The sequence below is a fragment of the Streptomyces sp. Ag82_O1-12 genome, assembly GCF_900182715.1.
GTDB lineage: Bacteria > Actinomycetota > Actinomycetes > Streptomycetales > Streptomycetaceae > Streptomyces > Streptomyces massasporeus.
In genome coordinates, this window is the sequence record NZ_FXUW01000001.1 from 6,898,143 (window position 1) to 6,916,470 (window position 18,328).

Here is an 18,328-nt window from a genome sequence, read left to right on the forward strand (position 1 = left end):
CATGTACCGTGCCGTCACTGGGCGTGGAAGGTGGCGTCCGCCCGGTCGGTCGCGGTGCTCACCGCCTGCACGTTCAGCAGGTACTCCCAGTGGCGGACGTATCGCCCCGGGTAGGTGGAGGACTCGTATCGTCGTCAACGGTTCCTGCCGGCGGGAGGCGTGACGTGGCCGCCGCTGCGGTGCGCGGTCGTAGGCTGGCCGTATGGCTCGTACGGCGGGGGAGTCGCCCGTCGCCCTGACGACGCGGCCCTCGGTGCCCGCGCTCGGGGCGGCGATCGGTGCGATGGGCTATGCGGAGGGGCGGTTCGCGCACTCCGCCGAGCTGGCCCTGCCGACCGGTGAGGCGCAGCTGCTGGTGAACCTGGACGGGGACGCCCTGTCCTCGTCGCCGTTGAAGGGAGCCCATCGGCGTACCGGGGGCGCCGCCCTGCACGGGCCGTACTCGGAGCCGGCCGTGATCGACCCGGCGCAGCAACAAGCCGTCCTGTGGGTGGCGTTCCGGCCCGCGGGCGTCCACCCCTTCCTCGACGCCCCCGTCTCAGAGGTCCGCGACCAGCTCGTCGGCCTCGACGACCTGTGGGGCACGGACGGTGCGGTGCTGCGCGAGCGACTGCTCGAAGCCGTGGCAGCCGGTGGCCCCCGGGCCGGACTCCGGGTACTGGAGACGGCTTTGACGGACCGGGCGCGGCGCCCGTTGGAGCCGGACCCGGCGGTACGGCTCGCCGCGGCGCTGCTCGACCGTGGCACCCCCGTGGGCGAGGTCGCCGACCGGCTCGGCTGGACCGCGAGACGGCTGGCCCGCGGTTGCACCGAGCACCTGGGGTTCCCACCCAAGCGGTACGCGCGCATCCGGCGCTTCCAACGGCTGCTGGGGCACGTGAACGCCGGGCACGGGCCACCGGACTGGGCGCTCCTCGCGGCCAGCTGCGGCTACCACGACCAGGCGCATCTGATCCACGAGTTCCGCGCGTTCGCCGGCATCACCCCGACCGCGTACGCACCGCGCTCGCCGCACGAACGCAACCACGTTCCGCTCGGCGGCTGACGGATCCGTCCGGCCGGCGGTTTTCTACAATCCACGCCGCCGGAAACCCGCGATCGTGAAGGCATGACGCATACGAACGGCACACCCGCCGTCACCCGCCTCCACGCCCGCCTCGTGGTCTCCGACGGAGCCCGGGCGATCGACTTCTACCGGGACACCCTCGGCGCCGAGGAGATCGAGCGGTACACCGGCCCCGACGGCACGATCGTGCACGCGATGCTGCGACTCGGCGGCACCACGATCGCGGTCAAGGACGCCGACACCGCCGACCCGGCGCCGACGTCCCTCGGCGGCAGCCCGGTGATCATGGCGCTCGACGTGCCCGACGCCGACGCCGTGGCCGAGGCCATGCTGCGGGGTGGGGCGACGGTGGTGTACCCCGTCGCCGACCAGCACTACGGACAGCGCGGGGGCCGCCTCGCCGACCCGTTCGGCCATCTCTGGATGATCTCGCAGACCATCGAGGACCTGACGCCGCAGCAGATCCAGGAGCGTACGGACGAGTCGTTCGGCTCCTGACGGGCGGCGTCAGCGGGCCTGGGTGGTCGGCTCCTCCACCTTCGCGTTCCCCTCCACCTTGTCGCCCGGGTGCCGCAGGGCGCACAGGAAACCGATGCCCAGGGCGATGGCCATGCCGTAGAACACCCACTGGTTGGCCTCGGCGAAGTCCATGCGGATCGCGGACATCGACTCCCGGGTCGCCTCGGCGGCGGGCCCGGTGCCGGTGGGCGGCCGGGAATCGCCGCTGCCGGTGATCGACTCGGTGACGTCGCGGGCCACGGTGTTCGCGTCCGCGGTGGACATGCCCTTGCCCGTCAGGGTGCCCACGACCCGGTCCGTCGTCACATGGGTCAGGATCGTGCCGTAGACGGCCAGGCCCACGCTCGCCGCGTAGTTGCGCACGGTCTGGGTGATGCCGGTGACCTCGCCGTACGAGGCGCCGATGGACCGGTTGACGGCGTCCGTGGAGGCCGGCGCCAGGACGAAGCCGATGCCCGCCCCGGCCAGCGCCGCGTAGGGCCACTGGTCGTGCATGGACAGGTCGGTGAGCTTGCCCGCCCACAGGGCGAAGCCGACACAGCCCAGGGCCGTGCCCAGTTTCAGGGCCGGGCGGGCGCCCTTCTTGTCGAGGATCCGGCCGCCCCACTGCGAGGCGATGGCGAAGCCGACGAAGAAGTACAGCAGGAACAGGGCCGCCTGGTTCGGTGAGGCGCTCAGGGACACCTGGGCGTACACCGACGTGAAGAAGAACAGCGGGACGAAGGCGAGCATCGAGAAGAACAGCACCGCCGCGTCCACGGTGAACGCCTTGTCCCGGAAGACCCGCAGGTCGATCAGCGGATGCTCCACCCGACGTTCGTAGCGGACGAACCCGGCGAGGATCGCGAGGCCGCCCGCGACGCACACCCAGGTCGCCCAGCTGTCCCAGCCCCAGGACCAGGCCTGCTGGAAGCCGAGCACGCTCAGCCCCATGCCGGCCGCGATCAGGACGGCGCCCGGGACGTCCAGGGTGCCGGACCGCCGCCGGTCGGAGATGTGCGCCATCGCCGTGAGGACCAGCGCCACGATCGCCACGGGCACGTTGACCCAGAACACGGCCCGCCAGGTCCAGTTCGTCAGCCAGCCGCCCAGCAGCGGGCCGATGGCGGTCAGCGCGCCGGTGACCCCGAAGAACAGGGCGAGGGCACGCCCGCGCCGCTCGACCGGGAACACCGCCACCACCACGGCCAGGGCCGCCGGGAACAACAGTGCCGCCCCGAGTCCCTGGGTGGCACGGAAGATGATCAGCCAGGCCTGCGCGGCGCCGCCCTCGGGGACGCAACCGCACAGCACCGACGACACGACGAACACCAGCGTGCCGATGATGACGACCCGGCGCGGCCCGTAGAGGTCCGCGAGACGGCCGCCCAGGGCGAAGAACGCGGCGAGGGCCAGCAGATAGGCGTTGACCACCCACTGCATGCCGGAGGACGACAGACCCAGTTCGCGGACGATGTCCGGAGCCGCGATCGACACGATGGTCTGGTCGATGAAGGTCATGGCGACGGCGAACATCATCGCCGCCAGCGCGACACTCTGCTGCGGTGCGGAGGGGGAAGGGGTCGCGGCCTCGCCGCGCCCCGGGCGCGTGCTAGTCACGACAACAGTCTGCGCCCGGCCGTGTCGCGTCGCATCACAGGACTCTTTCCGCCCCGCGCGGCACACTGATACCCCCGAACAAGCCGTTCGGCAACCCCTCGGCGGTGTGAGGACGACCTCCTCGGCCATGTGACCGCGGTCCGCCCCGGATGCCGCGTCGAACGTGCAGGATGCGGGCACCTAGGAGGACAGGCAGTCGAACGACGGGAGAGGCAGACGATGGTCCCAGCGGAACCGCACCCCCAGGGGATCGGCATACCGGCCGAATCCACTGCGGGCGAGACCAGGGTGGCGGCGACGCCGGCCACCGTGGGGAGACTCGTCGCGCTCGGGTACGACGTGACGGTCGAACCGGGAGCGGGAGCCTCGTCCCGCTTCTCCGACGCGGCCTACGAGGAGGCCGGAGCCCGGCTCGGCGACCCGTGGCAGGCGGACGTCCTGCTGAAGGTCAACGCCCCCTCGAGCGAGGAGATCGGCCGGCTGCGCGACGGGGCGACGCTGATCGCGCTGATCAGCCCGGCCCTCAACCCCGAACTGGTCGAGGAACTGGCACGCCGTCCGATCACCGTGCTCGCCATGGACGCCGTGCCGCGGATCTCGCGCGCGCAGTCCCTGGACGTCCTCAGCTCGATGGCGAACATCGCCGGGTACCGTGCCGTGGTCGAGGCCGCGCACGCCTTCGGACGGTTCTTCACCGGCCAGGTCACCGCCGCCGGCAAGGTGCCGCCCGCCAAGGTGCTGGTGGCCGGGGCCGGAGTGGCCGGACTCGCGGCGGTCGGCGCGGCCCGCAGCCTCGGCGCGGTCGTCCGCGCCACCGACCCGCGGCCCGAGGTGGCCGAGCAGGTGCGGTCCCTGGGCGGCGAGTTCCTCACGGTGACCGCCGAGCAGGAGGTGAGCACCGACGGCTACGCCAAGGCCACCTCGGACGACTACAACCGGCTCGCCGCGCAGTTGTACGCCGAGCAGGCCGCCGACGTCGACATCATCATCACCACCGCCCTCATCCCGGGCCGCCCGGCGCCGAGGCTGATCACCGCCGAGGACGTGGCGCGCATGAAGCCCGGCAGCGTGATCGTCGACATGGCGGCCTCCCAGGGCGGCAACGTCGAGGGCACGGTCGCCGGGAAGGCCGTCGTCACCGACAACGACGTGACGATCATCGGCTACACCGACCTGCCCGGCCGGCTCCCCGCCCAGGCCTCGCAGCTGTACGGCACGAACATCGTCAACCTGCTGAAGCTGCTCACGCCCGGCAAGGACGGACGGCTCGTCCTCGACTTCGACGACGTGGTGCAGCGCTCGATCACCGTGGTCCGCGAGGGCGAGAAGACCTGGCCGCCGCCCCCGGTCCAGGTGTCCGCCGCACCCGCTCCGGGCGGCGCGGCGAAGGAGCCGGAACCCGCCCCTGCCGCGACACCGGCGAAGTCCGCCCGCCCGGCCTGGTCCTCCTACGCCCTGGTCGGCGTGGGAGCTCTCGCGCTGTTCCTGGTGACGGCCCTCTCGCCGAGTGAACTCCTCGGCCACTTCACGGTGTTCGTCCTGGCGATCGTGATCGGCTTCTACGTCATCGGCAATGTGCACCACGCGCTGCACACCCCGCTGATGTCGGTCACCAACGCCATCTCCGGCATCGTCGTGGTCGGCGCGCTGCTGCAGATCGGGCAGGGCGACACGGCCGTCACCGTGCTGTCGTTCGCCGCGATCCTGCTGGCGAGCATCAACATCTTCGGCGGATTCGCCGTGACCCGCCGCATGCTCGGCATGTTCTCGAAGGGCTGATCAGGGATGACCACAGACACGGCCGCCCAGGCCGCCTACGTCGTAGCGGCGCTGCTGTTCATCCTCAGCCTCGCCGGCCTCTCCCAGCACAAGACGTCCCGGTCGGGAGTCGTCTGGGGCATCGCGGGCATGGTCGTCGCCCTGGCCGCCACGGTCGGGCTCGCCTCCCGCAGCATCACCGCGAGCGGCCTCGTGCTGATCGTCGTCGCCACGGCCCTCGGCGCGGGCATCGGCCTGTGGCGGGCCCGGGTGGTGGAGATGACCGGCATGCCGGAGCTGATCGCCATCATGCACAGCCTGGTGGGCCTGGCCGCCGCGTTCGTCGGCTGGAACGGCTACCTCGACGTCGACGCCGAACTCTCGGGCTCGCTGCTGGGCATCCATCACGCCGAGGTGTTCATCGGGGTGTTCATCGGCGCCGTCACCTTCACGGGCTCCGTCGTCGCCTACCTGAAGCTCTCGGCGCGCATCAACTCCCGTCCGCTGACCCTGCCGGGCAAGCACGTCCTCAACATCGGCGCGCTCGTGGCCTTCGTGGGGCTCACGGTGGCGTTCGTCGTACGCCCCGGCATGGGCCTGCTCATCGCGGTCACCGTGATCGCGCTCGCCCTCGGCGCCCACCTGGTCGCCTCCATCGGCGGCGGTGACATGCCGGTGGTCGTCTCCATGCTCAACAGCTACTCCGGCTGGGCCGCGGCCGCTTCGGGCTTCCTGCTCGCCAACAACCTGCTCATCGTCACCGGCGCGCTGGTCGGCTCCTCCGGTGCCTACCTGTCGTACATCATGTGCAAGGCGATGAACCGCTCCTTCATCTCGGTGATCGCGGGCGGCTTCGGGACCCCGGCGGCCGCCGGCGACGACGACGAGCACGGCGAGCACCGGGAGATCAACGCCGAGGAGACCGCCGAACTGCTCCGCGACGCCACCTCGGTCATCATCACGCCGGGTTACGGCATGGCCGTCGCCCAGGCCCAGTACCCGGTCGCCGAGTTGGCGCGCAAGCTGCGCGACCGGGGAGTGGAGGTGCGCTTCGGCATCCACCCCGTCGCGGGCCGGCTGCCCGGGCACATGAACGTGCTGCTCGCCGAGGCCAACGTGCCCTACGACATCGTCCTGGAGATGGACGAGATCAACGACGACTTCGCCGCCACCTCGGTCGTCCTGGTCATCGGCGCCAACGACACGGTCAACCCGGCCGCGACCGACAACCCCTCCAGCCCCATCGCCGGGATGCCGGTCCTGCACGTCTGGGAGGCGGCCAACGTGATCGTCTTCAAGCGCTCCATGGCCGCCGGTTACGCGGGCGTGCAGAACCCGCTGTTCTTCCGCGAGAACACGCAGATGCTGTTCGGCGACGCCAGGCAGCGCGTGGAGGACATCCTGCGCGGCCTGGACTCCCTGGACACGCCGGTCCGGGAGATGGCCGGCACGACGCGCTGAACCGTGCTCGGCCGCCGGGGACGCCGTTGCCGCCGAGGGCGGGGACGGCGTCCCCGGCGCGAGGAACGTGCCGCGCGTGGGAGGAGAGCTCCTCGTCGTCGGTGTGCTGGCCCCATGGACACGGCCATGTCGACCGGGAACAGCTCGGTGATCTCGCGCCGCGACGGCACGGCCATGAACGTGCCGACCCGTGGCCGCACCTTCGGCCCGGCGGACGGCGTCAACCGTCCGCGCGGCCCCGTCCCCCGGCGTCCCCGCGTACGCCGAGAGGCCGGCCCGACGCGATGTCGGGCCGGCCTCTCGTGGTGCCGTGGGGTCAGTCCGTGCCGGACTCCATCGCGGCCCGGTCCAGCCACGCGTCCTCCTCCGAGACCTCGCCCCGGGAGGCGATGGCCTCGGCGCCGCCCTGCGGCAGCTCCGGCATGGTGCCGATCAGCCCGGTCGCGGCGGCCTGGGAGGCGCCGATGGTGGGGCTGCCGGTGCCGATCAGGCCGATGCCGGCGTACTGCTCCAGCTTGGCGCGGGAGTCGGCGATGTCGAGGTTGCGCATGGTGAGCTGGCCGATCCGGTCCACCGGGCCGAACGCGGAGTCCTCGGTGCGCTCCATGGACAGCTTGTCCGGGTGGTAGCTGAACGCCGGGCCCGTGGTGTCGAGGATCGAGTAGTCCTCACCGCGCCGCAGCCGCAGTGTCACCTCGCCGGTGACGGCGGCGCCGACCCAGCGCTGGAGCGACTCGCGGATCATCAGCGCCTGCGGGTCCAGCCAGCGGCCCTCGTACATCAGCCGGCCGAGGCGCCGGCCCTCGGCGTGGTACTGGGCGAGGGTGTCCTCGTTGTGGATCGCGTTGACGAGGCGCTCGTAGGCGGCGTGCAGCAGGGCCATGCCCGGGGCCTCGTAGATGCCGCGGCTCTTGGCCTCGATGATGCGGTTCTCGATCTGGTCCGACATGCCCAGGCCGTGCCGGCCGCCGATGGCGTTGGCCTCCATGACCAGATCGACGGGGGAGGCGAACTCCTTGCCGTTGATCGACACCGGACGGCCCTCGGCGAAGCCGATCGTCACGTCCTCGGGGGCGATCTCGACCGACGGGTCCCAGAACCGGACGCCCATGATCGGCTCGACGGTCTCGACGCCGGTGTCCAGGTGCTCCAGGGTCTTGGCCTCGTGCGTGGCGCCCCAGATGTTGGCGTCCGTGGAGTACGCCTTCTCGGTGCTGTCCCGGTAGGGCAGCCCGTGCGTGAGCAGCCACTCGGACATCTCCTTGCGGCCGCCGAGCTCCGTCACGAAGGCCGCGTCCAGCCAGGGCTTGTAGATGCGCAGGTGGGGGTTGGCGAGCAGGCCGTAGCGGTAGAACCGCTCGATGTCGTTGCCCTTGAAGGTCGAGCCGTCGCCCCAGATCTGGACGTTGTCCTCGAGCATCGCGCGGACCAGCAGCGTGCCGGTGACGGCGCGGCCGAGCGGGGTGGTGTTGAAGTACGCCCGCCCGCCCGAGCGGATGTGGAACGCGCCGCAGGTCAGTGCGGCCAGGCCCTCCTCGACGAGCGCGGCACGGCAGTCGACCAGACGCGCGATCTCGGCCCCGTACGTCTTGGCGCGGCCGGGCACCGAGGCGATGTCGGGCTCGTCGTACTGGCCGATGTCGGCGGTGTAGGTGCACGGGACGGCGCCCTTGTCGCGCATCCACGCGACCGCGACGGAGGTGTCGAGACCGCCCGAGAAGGCGATGCCGACGCGTTCGCCGGCGGGCAGGGAGGTGAGGACCTTGGACATAGAAAGAGTATGTATCACTTTGCATAGTCATGCAAGCCGGGTATGCGAATTCGCCGTTCCGGTTACTTCCGGTTCAGGAATCCGTCGCCTCAGAGCCGTTGCCGAGCGCGCCGAGGATCCGCTCGGCGGCCAGTGTCGGTGTGAGCTCGCCCGCCCGGACCCTCTGTTCCAGTTCGGGCGCCAGCGCCCGGACCGCCGGGTCGGCCTGGAGGCGGCCGAGGAGTTCGTCGCGGACCATGGTCCAGGTCCAGTCGACCTGCTGGTCGCGGCGCTTCGCGGTGAGACGGCCGGTGGAGTCCAGCAGGGTGCGGTGCTGCTCCAGGCGCTCCCACACCGTGTCCAGGCCGGTCGACTCGCGGGCACTGCAGTGCAGTACCGGCGGGGTCCAGAACGCGTCCTTGCCGTGCATCAGCCGCAGCGCGCCCGCCAGTTCCCGCGCGGCGGCACGGGCGTCGCGCTCGTGCGGCCCGTCCGCCTTGTTCACGGCGATCACGTCGGCCAGCTCCAGCACGCCCTTCTTGATGCCCTGGAGCTGGTCGCCCGTGCGGGCGAGGGTGAGCAGAAGGAACGTGTCGACCATGTTCGCCACGGCCGTCTCGGACTGGCCGACACCGACCGTCTCCACCAGGACCACGTCGTAGCCGGCCGCCTCCATCACCACGATCGACTCGCGGGTGGCCTTCGCGACCCCGCCCAGCGTGCCCGCCGTGGGGGAGGGGCGCACGAACGCCGCCGGGTCCACGGCCAGGCGCTCCATCCGGGTCTTGTCACCCAGGATCGAACCGCCCGTACGGCTGGACGACGGGTCGACGGCCAGCACCGCCACCCGGTGTCCGAGCGAGGTCAACAGCGTGCCGAACGCGTCGATGAACGTCGACTTGCCCACGCCCGGCACCCCGCTGACGCCGATCCGCCGGGCCCGGCCGCTGTGCGGCAGCAGCGCGGTCAGCAGCTCCTGGGCCAGCGCCCGGTGCTGCGGCCGGGTCGACTCGACGAGTGTGATGGCGCGGGCGATGATCGCCCGCTTCCCGTCGAGCACGCCCTTCACATACGCGTCGACATCGATCACAGGGCGTGCCCGAGGCCGTCCGACAGTCGCTGCACCAGGTCGTGGGCCGCGTCCGGGATCACCGTCCCGGGCGGGAACACGGCCGCCGCGCCCATCTCCAGCAGCGTCGGCACGTCCTGCGGCGGGATCACCCCGCCGACCACGATCATGATGTCCTCGCGGCCCTCCTCGGCCAGCGCCTCGCGCAGCGCCGGGACCAGGGTGAGGTGACCGGCCGCCAGCGAGGAGACGCCGACGATGTGCACGTCCGCCTCGACGGCCTGCCGGGCGACCTCTGCGGGCGTCTGGAACAGCGGGCCGACGTCCACGTCGAAACCGAGGTCGGCGAAGGCCGTGGCGATCACCTTCTGGCCGCGGTCGTGACCGTCCTGGCCCATCTTCGCGACCAGGATGCGCGGGCGGCGGCCCTCGGCCTCCTCGAAGGCGGACACCAGGGTGCGGGTGCGGTCCACGCTCGGGGACTCTCCGGTTTCGTTGCGGTACACGCCGGAGATCGTACGGATCTGCCCCGCGTGCCGGCCGTACACCTTCTCCAGGGCGTCGGAGATCTCCCCGACGGTGGCCTTCGCGCGGGCCGCGTGCACGGCCAGCTCCAGCAGGTTGCCCTCGCCACCGGCGGCCCGGGTCAGCGCCTCCAGCGCGTCCTGGCAGGCCCGCTCGTCCCGCTCCGCGCGCAGCCGCCGCAGCTTCTCGATCTGCTGGGCGCGCACGGAGGAGTTGTCGACCTTCAGGACGTCGATCTGCTCGTCGGTCTCCACCCGGTACTTGTTGACGCCGATGACCGGCTGGCGGCCCGAGTCGATCCGGGCCTGGGTGCGGGCCGCGGCTTCCTCGATGCGCAGCTTCGGGATGCCCGCGTCGATGGCCTTGGCCATGCCGCCCGCGGCCTCGACCTCCTCGATGTGCTGCCAGGCCCGCCGGGCCAGGTCGTACGTCAGCTTCTCCACGTACGCGCTGCCGCCCCACGGGTCGATCACCCGGGTCGTGCCGGACTCCTGCTGGAGCAGCAGCTGCGTGTTGCGGGCGATGCGCGCCGAGAAGTCGGTCGGCAGCGCGAGCGCCTCGTCGAGGGCGTTGGTGTGCAGTGACTGCGTGTGCCCCTGCGTCGCCGCCATGGCCTCGACACAGGTGCGTGTCACGTTGTTGAAGACGTCCTGCGCGGTCAGCGACCAGCCCGAGGTCTGTGAATGGGTGCGCAGGGAAAGGGACTTGGCGTTCTGCGGGTCGAACTGCCTCACCAGCTTCGCCCACAGCAGGCGCGCCGCCCGCAGCTTGGCGACCTCCATGAAGAAGTTCATGCCGATCGCCCAGAAGAACGACAGCCGCGGCGCGAACGCGTCCACGTCCAGGCCCGCTTCACGCCCCGCCCGGATGTACTCCACCCCGTCCGCGAGCGTGTACGCCAGTTCCAGGTCGGCCGTCGCACCCGCCTCCTGGATGTGGTAGCCGGAGATGGAGATGGAGTTGTAGCGCGGCATCCGCTGCGAGGTGTAGGCGAAGATGTCGGAGATGATCCGCATCGACGGCTTCGGCGGATAGATGTAGGTGTTGCGGACCATGAACTCCTTCAGAATGTCGTTCTGAATGGTTCCGGCCAGCTTCTCGGGCGGTACGCCCTGCTCCTCAGCCGCCACGATGTACAGCGCCAGCACGGGGAGCACGGCGCCGTTCATCGTCATCGACACCGTCATCTTGTCCAGCGGGATCCCGTCGAACAGCTGCCGCATGTCGTAGATCGAGTCGATGGCCACGCCCGCCATGCCGACGTCGCCCGTCACGCGCGGGTGGTCGCTGTCGTAACCGCGGTGCGTCGGCAGGTCGAAGGCGACCGACAGGCCCTTCTGGCCGGCCGCGAGATTGCGCCGGTAGAAGGCGTTGGACTCCTCGGCCGTCGAGAAGCCGGCGTACTGGCGGATCGTCCAGGGCTGGTTGACGTACATCGTCGGGTACGGGCCGCGCAGGAACGGCGCCGCTCCCGGGTAGGTGTCCAGGAAGTCCAGGCCCTCCAGGTCACGCCCGGTGTAGAGCGGCTTGACGGCGATGCCCTCCGGGGTCTCCCAGAGCAGGTCGTCCCCGCCGGACGCGTTCTTGACCGCCGTACGCCACTCGTCGGCGCCGCCGTCGGGGGCCGGCGTGCCCAGGTCGATCCCGGAGAAGTCGGGGATTGCCATCAGGACACAACTCCCATGCGGTCGAGGGTGGCGGACAGCACGGCGACGGCGTCGCAGCCCGCGAACACGTACGCGTCGACACCGGGGTACTCCCCGGGACGGCCCGCGAGGAACACATGCCGGGCACCGGCGGCCTTCAGGTCCCGGACGGCGGACTCGGCCTGCTCCGCGTACAGCGCGTCACTGGAGCACAGCACGGCCTCCGTCGCACCGCTCTCCTCGAAGGTGCCTTTCGCGACCGGCTCGATGCCGCCGGCCTGGAAGAGGTTCGAGGCGAAGGTGAGACGTGCGGTGTGAGCCGCGGCCGGGCCCAGCGCGGCGAGGAAGACCCGCGGCCGGGAGCCGGTCGCGGCGAGATGGGCGTCGGAGCGGGCACGCAGCGCCTCGTACGCCTCGTCGCGCCGTACGCGCGGCAGGCCGCCGGAACGCGGCTCGGGCGCACTCGCGCGGACCACCGGCTTCTCCGCGAGGAACGGGAACTCGCTGACACCGGTGATGGGTTCGCGCCGCTTGGCCAGCAGGCCCGCGCGGGCCTGCCAGGTCTCGGCGAGATCCCGCTCCAGGTCGCCCGAGCGCAAGGCGGCCGGCATGCCGCCGAGGCGCTCGATCCGCTGGAAGAACTCCCATCCCGCGTGGGCGAGTTCGTCCGTCAGCCGCTCCACGTACCAGGAACCGCCCGCCGGGTCGATCACCCGGGCCAGGTGCGACTCCTCGATGAGGACCGTGGAGGTGTTGCGGGCGATGCGGCGCGCGAACGCGTCCGGCAGGCCGAGGGCGTGGTCGAAGGGCAGCACGGTGACCGCGTCGGCCCCGCCCGCGCCGGCGGCCAGTGTGGCGATCGTGGCGCGCAGCATGTTCACCCACGGGTCGCGGCGCGTCATCATCACCGGCGACGTCACGACGTGCTGGAGCTGCGCCCCCGCCCGCGGCGCTCCGCAGACCTCGGCCACCCGGGCCCACAGCCTGCGGGCGGCCCGCAGCTTGGCGATCGTCAGGAACTGGTCGGCGGTCGCCGCGTACCGGAACTCCAGCTGAGCACAGACCTGTTCGACGTCCAGCCCGGCCCCCGCCAGCTCCCGCAGGTACGCCACGCCGGTGGCCAGCGAGCAGCCCAGCTCCTGGGCGGCCGAACCGCCGGCCTCGTGGTACGGCAGCGCGTCCACGGTCAGCGCCCGCAGTCCGGGGTACTCCCCGGCGCACAGCCGCGCGAGCTCCGCCGCCGGGGCGGTGTCGCACCGCTGACCGGTACGGGCCTCGTGCCCGAGCGGATCCGCGCCCAGGTTGCCGCGCGCGGCGTCCCGGGCGACACCCCGCTCCTCGTACACCCGGAGCAACTCCCGAGCGGCGGGCTCGGCGTCGCGCCCCGCGTCGAGGACGACGGGCGCCAGGTCGAGGTACACGCCGTCGAGGACCCGGCCGAGGTCGGGCACCGCGATGCCGCCCTCCCCGACCGTCAGCCAGAGGGAGGTGACGCCGTTCTCCAGGTCCCCGAGCACCGCGTCACGGTCGGCCACCGTGTGCCGTTGCCGTACGTCCCAGCCGCCGAGCGTGTTCCCCTCGGCGCGGGCGCCGCGCACAAAGGGGGCGAACCCGGGCAGGCCCGGCTCGGGCGCGGAGTCGTGGGCGGTGTAGAGGGGGCGGGTGCGCAACCCGTCCTCCAGCGCGGTGGACAGGGCTTCCTCGGCCGCGGCCCCCTCGACGTCCTTGCCCGATTTGCGCAGGACACCCGCCACAAGGCGCTGCCACTGCTCATGGGGCACGTCAGGGAACTCGCCGGCCAGCTCAAGCCCGTCGTCAGGCAGGACCGTCATGCTCGGATGTTAGGCCACGTTAACGAACGACCAGCAGAGGGAACGGCTGTGACCTTGCCCTCGCCGAGAATGTGGCCCCGATCTCCCTCTGCCGCTCATGGGCCGGAGCCGGTCAGGCACCCCCGGTGTCGCGATCAGCGGCGACCGCCGGGCGACCTGCTGCTGTGGGACGTTCGACCGGGCGTGAGGTCGCGGCACCGCCCCGCCGCGGCGGACGGATCGAGTCGGCCGTCCCGAAGCATCGGGGGCATCGAAAGGATCAAGGGCGTCAAGGGGTCGTCAAAGGCGTGGCCCCCGCCGTAAGGGACCCGTCAACGGACGATCCGATCCGGCCATCGGGGCGCTTTCCTCGAAGTGTCCGTTTCTCCGCACCTCACTTCAGGAGTTCGCGATGGCCGATGTGGCCTTCGTCGTCGCCGTGCTCGCGGGTTTCGCGCTGGTGGCCCTCGTCGCCAAGGGGGTGACGAAGCTGTGACCGCCGAGAACGTCGTCGGCCTGGTCGTGGCCGTCGCCCTGCTGGGCTATCTCGTCCTCGCCCTGATCTTCCCGGAGAGGTTCTGAGATGGGTCCCGTCCTCGCCGGCGTCCTCCAGCTGCTCGCCCTCGTGGCGGCGCTGGCACTGGCGTACGTCCCCGCCGGCACCTTCATGGCCCGGGTGTACTCCTCGAAGCGGCACCTGCGGGTGGAGAGGTGGGCCTACCGGGCCATCGGCGCCGACCCCGACACGGAGATGACCTGGACCGCGTACCTGCGCGGCGTCCTCGCCTTCTCGGTCGTCGGCGTGCTGTTCCTCTACCTGCTCATGCGGCTCCAGGGCGTGCTGCCCGGCTCGCTCGGCTTCGCGTCGGTCGACCCGGCGCAGTCGTTCAACACGGCCGTGTCGTTCGTGACCAACACCAACTGGCAGTCGTACTACGGCGAGCAGACCATGGGGCACGTCGTGCAGACCGCCGGGCTCGCCGTGCAGAACTTCCTGTCCGCCGCCGTCGGCATGGCCGTCGCCGTGGCCCTCGTCCGGGGCTTCGCTCGCGCGCGCACCGGCGACCTCGGCAACTTCTGGGCCGACCTGGTGCGCGGCACCGTGCGGATCCTGGTGCCGGCCGCGGCGATCGCCGCCGTCGTCCTGGTCGCCTGCGGCGTGATCCAGAACTTCTCCGGGATCCACGAGGTCGGCCAGTTCTTCCATGGGCACAGCACGGGCGGCCCGCAGCAGTGGAACGGCGGCGCGGTCGCCTCGCAGGAGGCCATCAAGGAGCTGGGCACCAACGGCGGCGGCTACTTCAACGCCAACTCCGCCCACCCCTTCGAGAACCCGACGCCCTTCACCAACCTCTTCGAGATCTTCCTGATCCTTCTCATCCCCTTCTCGCTCACCCGCACCTTCGGCGTGCTCGTCGGCAGCGTGCGGCAGGGCCACGCGATCCTCGCCACGATGTTCACCATCTGGCTGGGCTTCGCGGCCCTGATGATGTGGACGGAGTTCGCCCACCACGGGCCGGCCCTGCACGCCGCGGGCGGCGCGATGGAAGGCAAGGAGGTCCGCTTCGGCGTCGGCTCGTCCTCCCTCTTCGCGGTGTCGACGACCCTCACCTCGACCGGCGCGGTCGACTCCTTCCACTCCTCCTTCACCGGCCTCGGCGGCGGCCTCACCATGCTCTCGATGATGCTGGGCGAGATCGCCCCCGGCGGCACCGGATCCGGCCTCTACGGCATGCTGATCCTCGCGGTCATCGCGGTGTTCGTCGCCGGTCTGATGGTCGGCCGCACCCCTGAGTACCTGGGCAAGAAGATCGGCGCGCGGGAGATGAAACTCGCCGCCTGCTACATCCTGATCACCCCGGCCCTGGTGCTGATCCTCACCGCGGCCTCCGTGGCCCTGCCCACCCCGCCCCACTCGACGCTCAACCCGGGCGCGCACGGATTCTCCGAGATCCTCTACGCCTTCACCTCCGCCGCCAACAACAACGGCTCGGCCTTCGCCGGACTGAACGCGAACACCGACTGGTTCAACACCACGACCGCACTCGCGATGCTGCTCGGCCGCTTCCTGCCCATGGTCTTCGTCCTGGCCCTGGCCGGCTCGCTCGCCGGGCAGCGGCCGGTCCCGGTCACCGCGGGCACCCTGCGCACCGAGAAGCCGCTCTTCACCGGCCTGCTGGTCGGCGCCGTACTGATCATCACCGGGCTGACGTACTTCCCGGCCCTCGCGCTCGGCCCGCTCGCCGAGGGGCGGGCGTCATGACCACCCGCACCGAACCCTGTGAGGACTCCATGTCCACTCCCACCCTGGCGCCCCACCCGGACGCGCCGACGGGCCGCAAGACCCCCGAGGGCCGTGCCGGAACGGGCCTGTTCGACCCCCGGCAGCTGCTCCGTTCGCTGCCGGACGCGTTCCGCAAGCTCGACCCGCGGATCATGGTCAAGTCACCCGTCATGTTCGTGGTGTGGACCGGCTCGGTCCTGACGACCGTGTTCTCCTTCACGGACCCGGGGGACTGGTTCGGCTGGACGATCAGCGCCTGGCTGTGGCTGACCGTCGTCTTCGCCAATCTGGCGGAGGCGGTCGCCGAGGGCCGGGGCAAGGCGCAGGCCGAGACCCTGCGCAAGGCCAAGACGGACAGCGTGGCCCGCCGGACCGACGGCACGCTCGTCCCCGGCACCCGGCTGCGGATCGGCGACCTGGTCGTCTGCGAGGCGGGCGACGTCATCCCCGGCGACGGGGACGTCGTCGAGGGCGTGGCCTCCGTCGACGAGTCGGCCATCACCGGCGAGTCCGCCCCGGTCATCCGGGAGTCCGGTGGCGACCGTTCGGCCGTCACCGGTGGTACGAAGGTGCTGTCCGACCGGATCGTCGTCCGCATCACCACCAAGCCGGGCGAGACCTTCATCGACCGGATGATCGGCCTCGTCGAGGGCGCCGCACGGCAGAAGACGCCCAACGAGATCGCGCTGAACATCCTGCTCGCCTCGCTGACGATCGTCTTCCTGCTCGCCTGCGCCACCCTGCCGCCCCTGGCGGACCACGCCGGCACCCGGCTGACGACGGTCGTGCTGGTGGCGCTCCTGGTGTGCCTGATACCCACGACCATCGGCGCGTTGCTCTCCGCGATCGGCATCGCCGGTATGGACCGCCTGGTCCAGCGCAACGTCCTGGCGATGTCCGGCCGCGCGGTCGAGGCCGCCGGTGACGTCTCCACCCTGCTGCTGGACAAGACCGGCACCATCACCCTCGGCAATCGGCAGGCCGCCGCGTTCGTGCCGGTGAACGGTGTCTCCGAGGCGGAACTCGCCGACGCGGCGCAGCTGTCGTCGCTGGCCGACGAGACGCCCGAGGGCCGTTCCGTCGTCGTCCTGGCCGAGGAGAAGCACGGTCTGCGCGGGCGGGAACTGGCCGGCGCCGAGTGGATCGCCTTCACCGCGCAGACCCGGATGTCCGGTGTCGACGCCGACGGCCGCAAGGTCCGCAAGGGCGCCACGGCGTCGGTGGCCGCCTGGGTCGAGGGGCGGGGCGGCGCCGTGGCCGAGGACGCCGAAGCCCTCGCCTCCCGGATCTCCGAGGCCGGCGGCACCCCGCTGCTGGTCGCCGTCGAGGACGCGGACGGGGCCCGGGTGCTCGGCGTCGTCCACCTCAAGGACGTCGTCAAGGACGGCATGCGGGAACGGTTCGCGGAACTGCGCCGCATGGGCATCAGAACCGTCATGATCACCGGCGACAACCCGCTGACGGCCCGGGCCATCGCCGAGGAGGCCGGTGTCGACGACTTCCTCGCCGAGGCCACCCCCGAGGACAAGATGGCCCTCATCAAGCGGGAGCAGGCGGGCGGCAAGCTCGTCGCGATGACCGGCGACGGCACCAACGACGCCCCGGCGCTGGCCCAGGCGGACGTCGGCGTGGCCATGAACACCGGCACGTCGGCCGCCAAGGAGGCCGGCAACATGGTCGACCTCGACTCCGACCCGACCAAGCTCATCGAGATCGTCGAGATCGGCAAGCAACTCCTCATCACCCGGGGCGCGTTGACGACGTTCTCCATCGCCAACGACGTCGCCAAGTACTTCGCGATCATCCCGGCCCTGTTCGCCGCGGTCTACCCCGGCCTGGACAAGCTCAACATCATGGGGCTGTCCTCGCCCGCCTCCGCGATCCTGTCGGCGGTCGTCTTCAACGCGCTGATCATCGTCGCGCTGGTGCCGCTGTCCCTGAAGGGCGTGCGCTACCGGCCGCTGAGCGCCGACAAGCTCCTCCGCCGCAACCTCACGGTCTACGGCCTCGGCGGGCTGATCGCACCCTTCCTCGGCATCAAGCTCATCGACCTGATCGTCTCCCTCATCCCCGGGCTGTAATTCTCCGAAAGCGTGCTGACCGCCATGAACAACTCCGTCACGAACACCGCCCGATTGCTCGGGGCGGGCCTGCGCGCCCTCCTCGTGCTGACCCTGGTGACCGGCGTCCTCTACCCCCTGGCCGTCACCGGCATCGCCCAGGGCCTGTTCCCCGGCAAGGCGAACGGCTCCGAGGTGCGGGCGGACGGCAGGGTCGTCGGCTCGTCCCTGATCGGCCAACAGGGGTACAGCCTGGACTACTTCCAGCCCCGCCCCGCGAACGGCCTGGGCGAGAACACCGTCAACACGCAGTACAAGCTGATCCTCTCCGGCGCCACCAACCTCTCCGCCGACAACCGGAAGCTGGTCGAGTCGGTGCGGGCGGCCAAGGCCGAGGTGGTGAAGGAGAACTCCACCGCCGACTACCGGGTGAACCCCGCCGACGTCCCCGCCGACGCCGTCACCTCCTCCGGCTCCGGCCTCGACCCCGACATCTCCCCGCGGTACGCCGCACTCCAGGTCCACCGGGTCGCCGCACGCAACCACCTCTCCGTCACCGAGGTCCGGCGGCTCGTCAACCGCCACACCGAGGGCCGCACGCTGGGCTTCATGGGCGACCCCCGCGTGAACGTCCTCGCGCTCAACATCGCGCTCCGGGAACTCGTGGCGAAGTAGCGTCGTGGCGCTCCAGCGGCACGGATCCGGCGGACCGGGTCGGCCACCGGGTACCGCACCACCGGCGGCTGTGGGCCATGCGGCGCACAGCACATCACTACGACG

Annotated in this window: 14 protein-coding genes; 8 read left to right on the forward strand and 6 right to left on the reverse strand. The window is 71.3% G+C overall.

Features of this window, described 5'->3' with window-relative positions:
• Positions 1-14: 14 nt before the first annotated feature.
• Positions 15-80, reverse strand: a complete 66-nt coding sequence (locus tag QOL88_RS38965) for a hypothetical protein (RefSeq protein ID WP_373559353.1) — start codon at positions 78-80, stop codon at positions 15-17.
• 122 nt (positions 81-202) lie between these two features.
• Here QOL88_RS38965 and QOL88_RS31450 point away from each other — a divergent pair, with 122 nt between their 5' ends.
• Together QOL88_RS31450 and QOL88_RS31455 are read left to right on the forward strand one after the other, a co-directional pair.
• Complete coding sequence (locus tag QOL88_RS31450; protein WP_143668903.1) at positions 203-1,045, forward strand: helix-turn-helix domain-containing protein; 843 nt, start codon at positions 203-205, stop codon at positions 1,043-1,045.
• A 63-nt stretch (positions 1,046-1,108) separates the two neighbouring features.
• Positions 1,109-1,564 carry a VOC family protein gene (locus QOL88_RS31455; protein WP_097221659.1) on the forward strand — a complete coding sequence of 152 codons (456 nt, stop codon included), beginning with the start codon at positions 1,109-1,111 and terminating at the stop codon, positions 1,562-1,564.
• Positions 1,565-1,573: 9 nt separating this feature from the next.
• Here QOL88_RS31455 and QOL88_RS31460 read toward each other — a convergent pair whose 3' ends face one another.
• The gene (locus tag QOL88_RS31460; RefSeq protein ID WP_097221660.1) at positions 1,574-3,103 is read right to left on the reverse strand and encodes an MFS transporter; all 1,530 of its coding nucleotides are present in this window, start codon (positions 3,101-3,103) and stop codon (positions 1,574-1,576) included.
• A 300-nt stretch (positions 3,104-3,403) separates the two neighbouring features.
• On the opposite strand from QOL88_RS31460, the gene QOL88_RS31465 reads away from it, so the two are divergent.
• Together QOL88_RS31465 and pntB are read left to right on the forward strand one after the other, a co-directional pair.
• Entirely contained in the window at positions 3,404-4,963 is a 1,560-nt protein-coding gene (locus tag QOL88_RS31465; RefSeq protein ID WP_097221661.1) for a Re/Si-specific NAD(P)(+) transhydrogenase subunit alpha, read from the forward strand.
• A 6-nt stretch (positions 4,964-4,969) separates the two neighbouring features.
• The gene (gene pntB / locus QOL88_RS31470; RefSeq protein WP_097221662.1) at positions 4,970-6,403 is read left to right on the forward strand and encodes a Re/Si-specific NAD(P)(+) transhydrogenase subunit beta; all 1,434 of its coding nucleotides are present in this window, start codon (positions 4,970-4,972) and stop codon (positions 6,401-6,403) included.
• 316 nt (positions 6,404-6,719) lie between these two features.
• On the opposite strand, the gene argG is transcribed toward pntB, so the two are convergent.
• From argG to QOL88_RS31490, 4 genes are all read right to left on the reverse strand, one after another.
• A complete protein-coding gene (argG, locus tag QOL88_RS31475) occupies positions 6,720-8,174 on the reverse strand; it encodes an argininosuccinate synthase (protein ID WP_097221663.1) in 1,455 nt (484 codons plus the stop codon).
• Positions 8,175-8,247: 73 nt separating this feature from the next.
• Positions 8,248-9,243 (reverse strand): methylmalonyl Co-A mutase-associated GTPase MeaB, encoded by a 996-nt coding sequence (gene meaB / locus QOL88_RS31480; RefSeq protein WP_097221664.1) that lies wholly within the window; start codon positions 9,241-9,243, stop codon positions 8,248-8,250.
• On the reverse strand, positions 9,240-11,414 hold the full coding sequence (scpA, locus tag QOL88_RS31485) for a methylmalonyl-CoA mutase (RefSeq protein ID WP_097221665.1): 2,175 nt from the start codon (positions 11,412-11,414) through the stop codon (positions 9,240-9,242). The genes meaB and scpA overlap by 4 nt, the downstream gene beginning before the upstream one ends.
• Positions 11,414-13,225 (reverse strand): methylmalonyl-CoA mutase family protein, encoded by a 1,812-nt coding sequence (locus tag QOL88_RS31490; protein ID WP_097221666.1) that lies wholly within the window; start codon positions 13,223-13,225, stop codon positions 11,414-11,416. The genes scpA and QOL88_RS31490 overlap by 1 nt, the downstream gene beginning before the upstream one ends.
• 471 nt (positions 13,226-13,696) lie before the next feature.
• Between QOL88_RS31490 and kdpF the strand changes: the two genes are divergently transcribed.
• The 4 genes from kdpF to QOL88_RS31510 are packed head-to-tail and all read left to right on the forward strand — an operon-like array spanning position 13,697 to position 18,223.
• Entirely contained in the window at positions 13,697-13,786 is a 90-nt protein-coding gene (kdpF, locus tag QOL88_RS31495) for a K(+)-transporting ATPase subunit F (protein WP_009326374.1), read from the forward strand.
• 1 nt (position 13,787) lies between these two features.
• Positions 13,788-15,467, forward strand: a complete 1,680-nt coding sequence (kdpA, locus tag QOL88_RS31500; RefSeq protein ID WP_097221667.1) for a potassium-transporting ATPase subunit KdpA — start codon at positions 13,788-13,790, stop codon at positions 15,465-15,467.
• Positions 15,464-17,569, forward strand: coding sequence for a potassium-transporting ATPase subunit KdpB (gene kdpB, locus QOL88_RS31505; RefSeq protein ID WP_097221668.1), 2,106 nt, complete (start codon positions 15,464-15,466; stop codon positions 17,567-17,569). Before kdpA ends, kdpB begins: the two co-directional genes overlap by 4 nt.
• A gap of 24 nt (positions 17,570-17,593) precedes the next feature.
• The gene (locus tag QOL88_RS31510; protein ID WP_097221669.1) at positions 17,594-18,223 is read left to right on the forward strand and encodes a potassium-transporting ATPase subunit C; all 630 of its coding nucleotides are present in this window, start codon (positions 17,594-17,596) and stop codon (positions 18,221-18,223) included.
• The last annotated feature ends 105 nt before the right edge of the window (positions 18,224-18,328 follow it).

Excerpts from the sequence above, each read along its gene's own strand:
- QOL88_RS31455 (WP_097221659.1), top strand. The coding sequence starts at position 1,109 with ATGACGCATACGAACGGCACACCCGCCGTCACCCGCCTCCACGCCCGC.
- kdpA (WP_097221667.1), top strand. The coding sequence starts at position 13,788 with ATGGGTCCCGTCCTCGCCGGCGTCCTCCAGCTGCTCGCCCTCGTGGCG.
- kdpB (WP_097221668.1), top strand. The coding sequence starts at position 15,464 with ATGACCACCCGCACCGAACCCTGTGAGGACTCCATGTCCACTCCCACC.
- QOL88_RS31510 (WP_097221669.1), top strand. The coding sequence starts at position 17,594 with ATGAACAACTCCGTCACGAACACCGCCCGATTGCTCGGGGCGGGCCTG.
- QOL88_RS31460 (WP_097221660.1), bottom strand. The coding sequence starts at position 3,103 with ATGATGTTCGCCGTCGCCATGACCTTCATCGACCAGACCATCGTGTCG.
- QOL88_RS31450 (WP_143668903.1), top strand. The coding sequence starts at position 203 with ATGGCTCGTACGGCGGGGGAGTCGCCCGTCGCCCTGACGACGCGGCCC.
- QOL88_RS31490 (WP_097221666.1), bottom strand. The coding sequence starts at position 13,225 with ATGACGGTCCTGCCTGACGACGGGCTTGAGCTGGCCGGCGAGTTCCCT.
- scpA (WP_097221665.1), bottom strand. The coding sequence starts at position 11,414 with ATGGCAATCCCCGACTTCTCCGGGATCGACCTGGGCACGCCGGCCCCC.
- QOL88_RS31465 (WP_097221661.1), top strand. The coding sequence starts at position 3,404 with ATGGTCCCAGCGGAACCGCACCCCCAGGGGATCGGCATACCGGCCGAA.
- argG (WP_097221663.1), bottom strand. The coding sequence starts at position 8,174 with ATGTCCAAGGTCCTCACCTCCCTGCCCGCCGGCGAACGCGTCGGCATC.
- pntB (WP_097221662.1), top strand. The coding sequence starts at position 4,970 with ATGACCACAGACACGGCCGCCCAGGCCGCCTACGTCGTAGCGGCGCTG.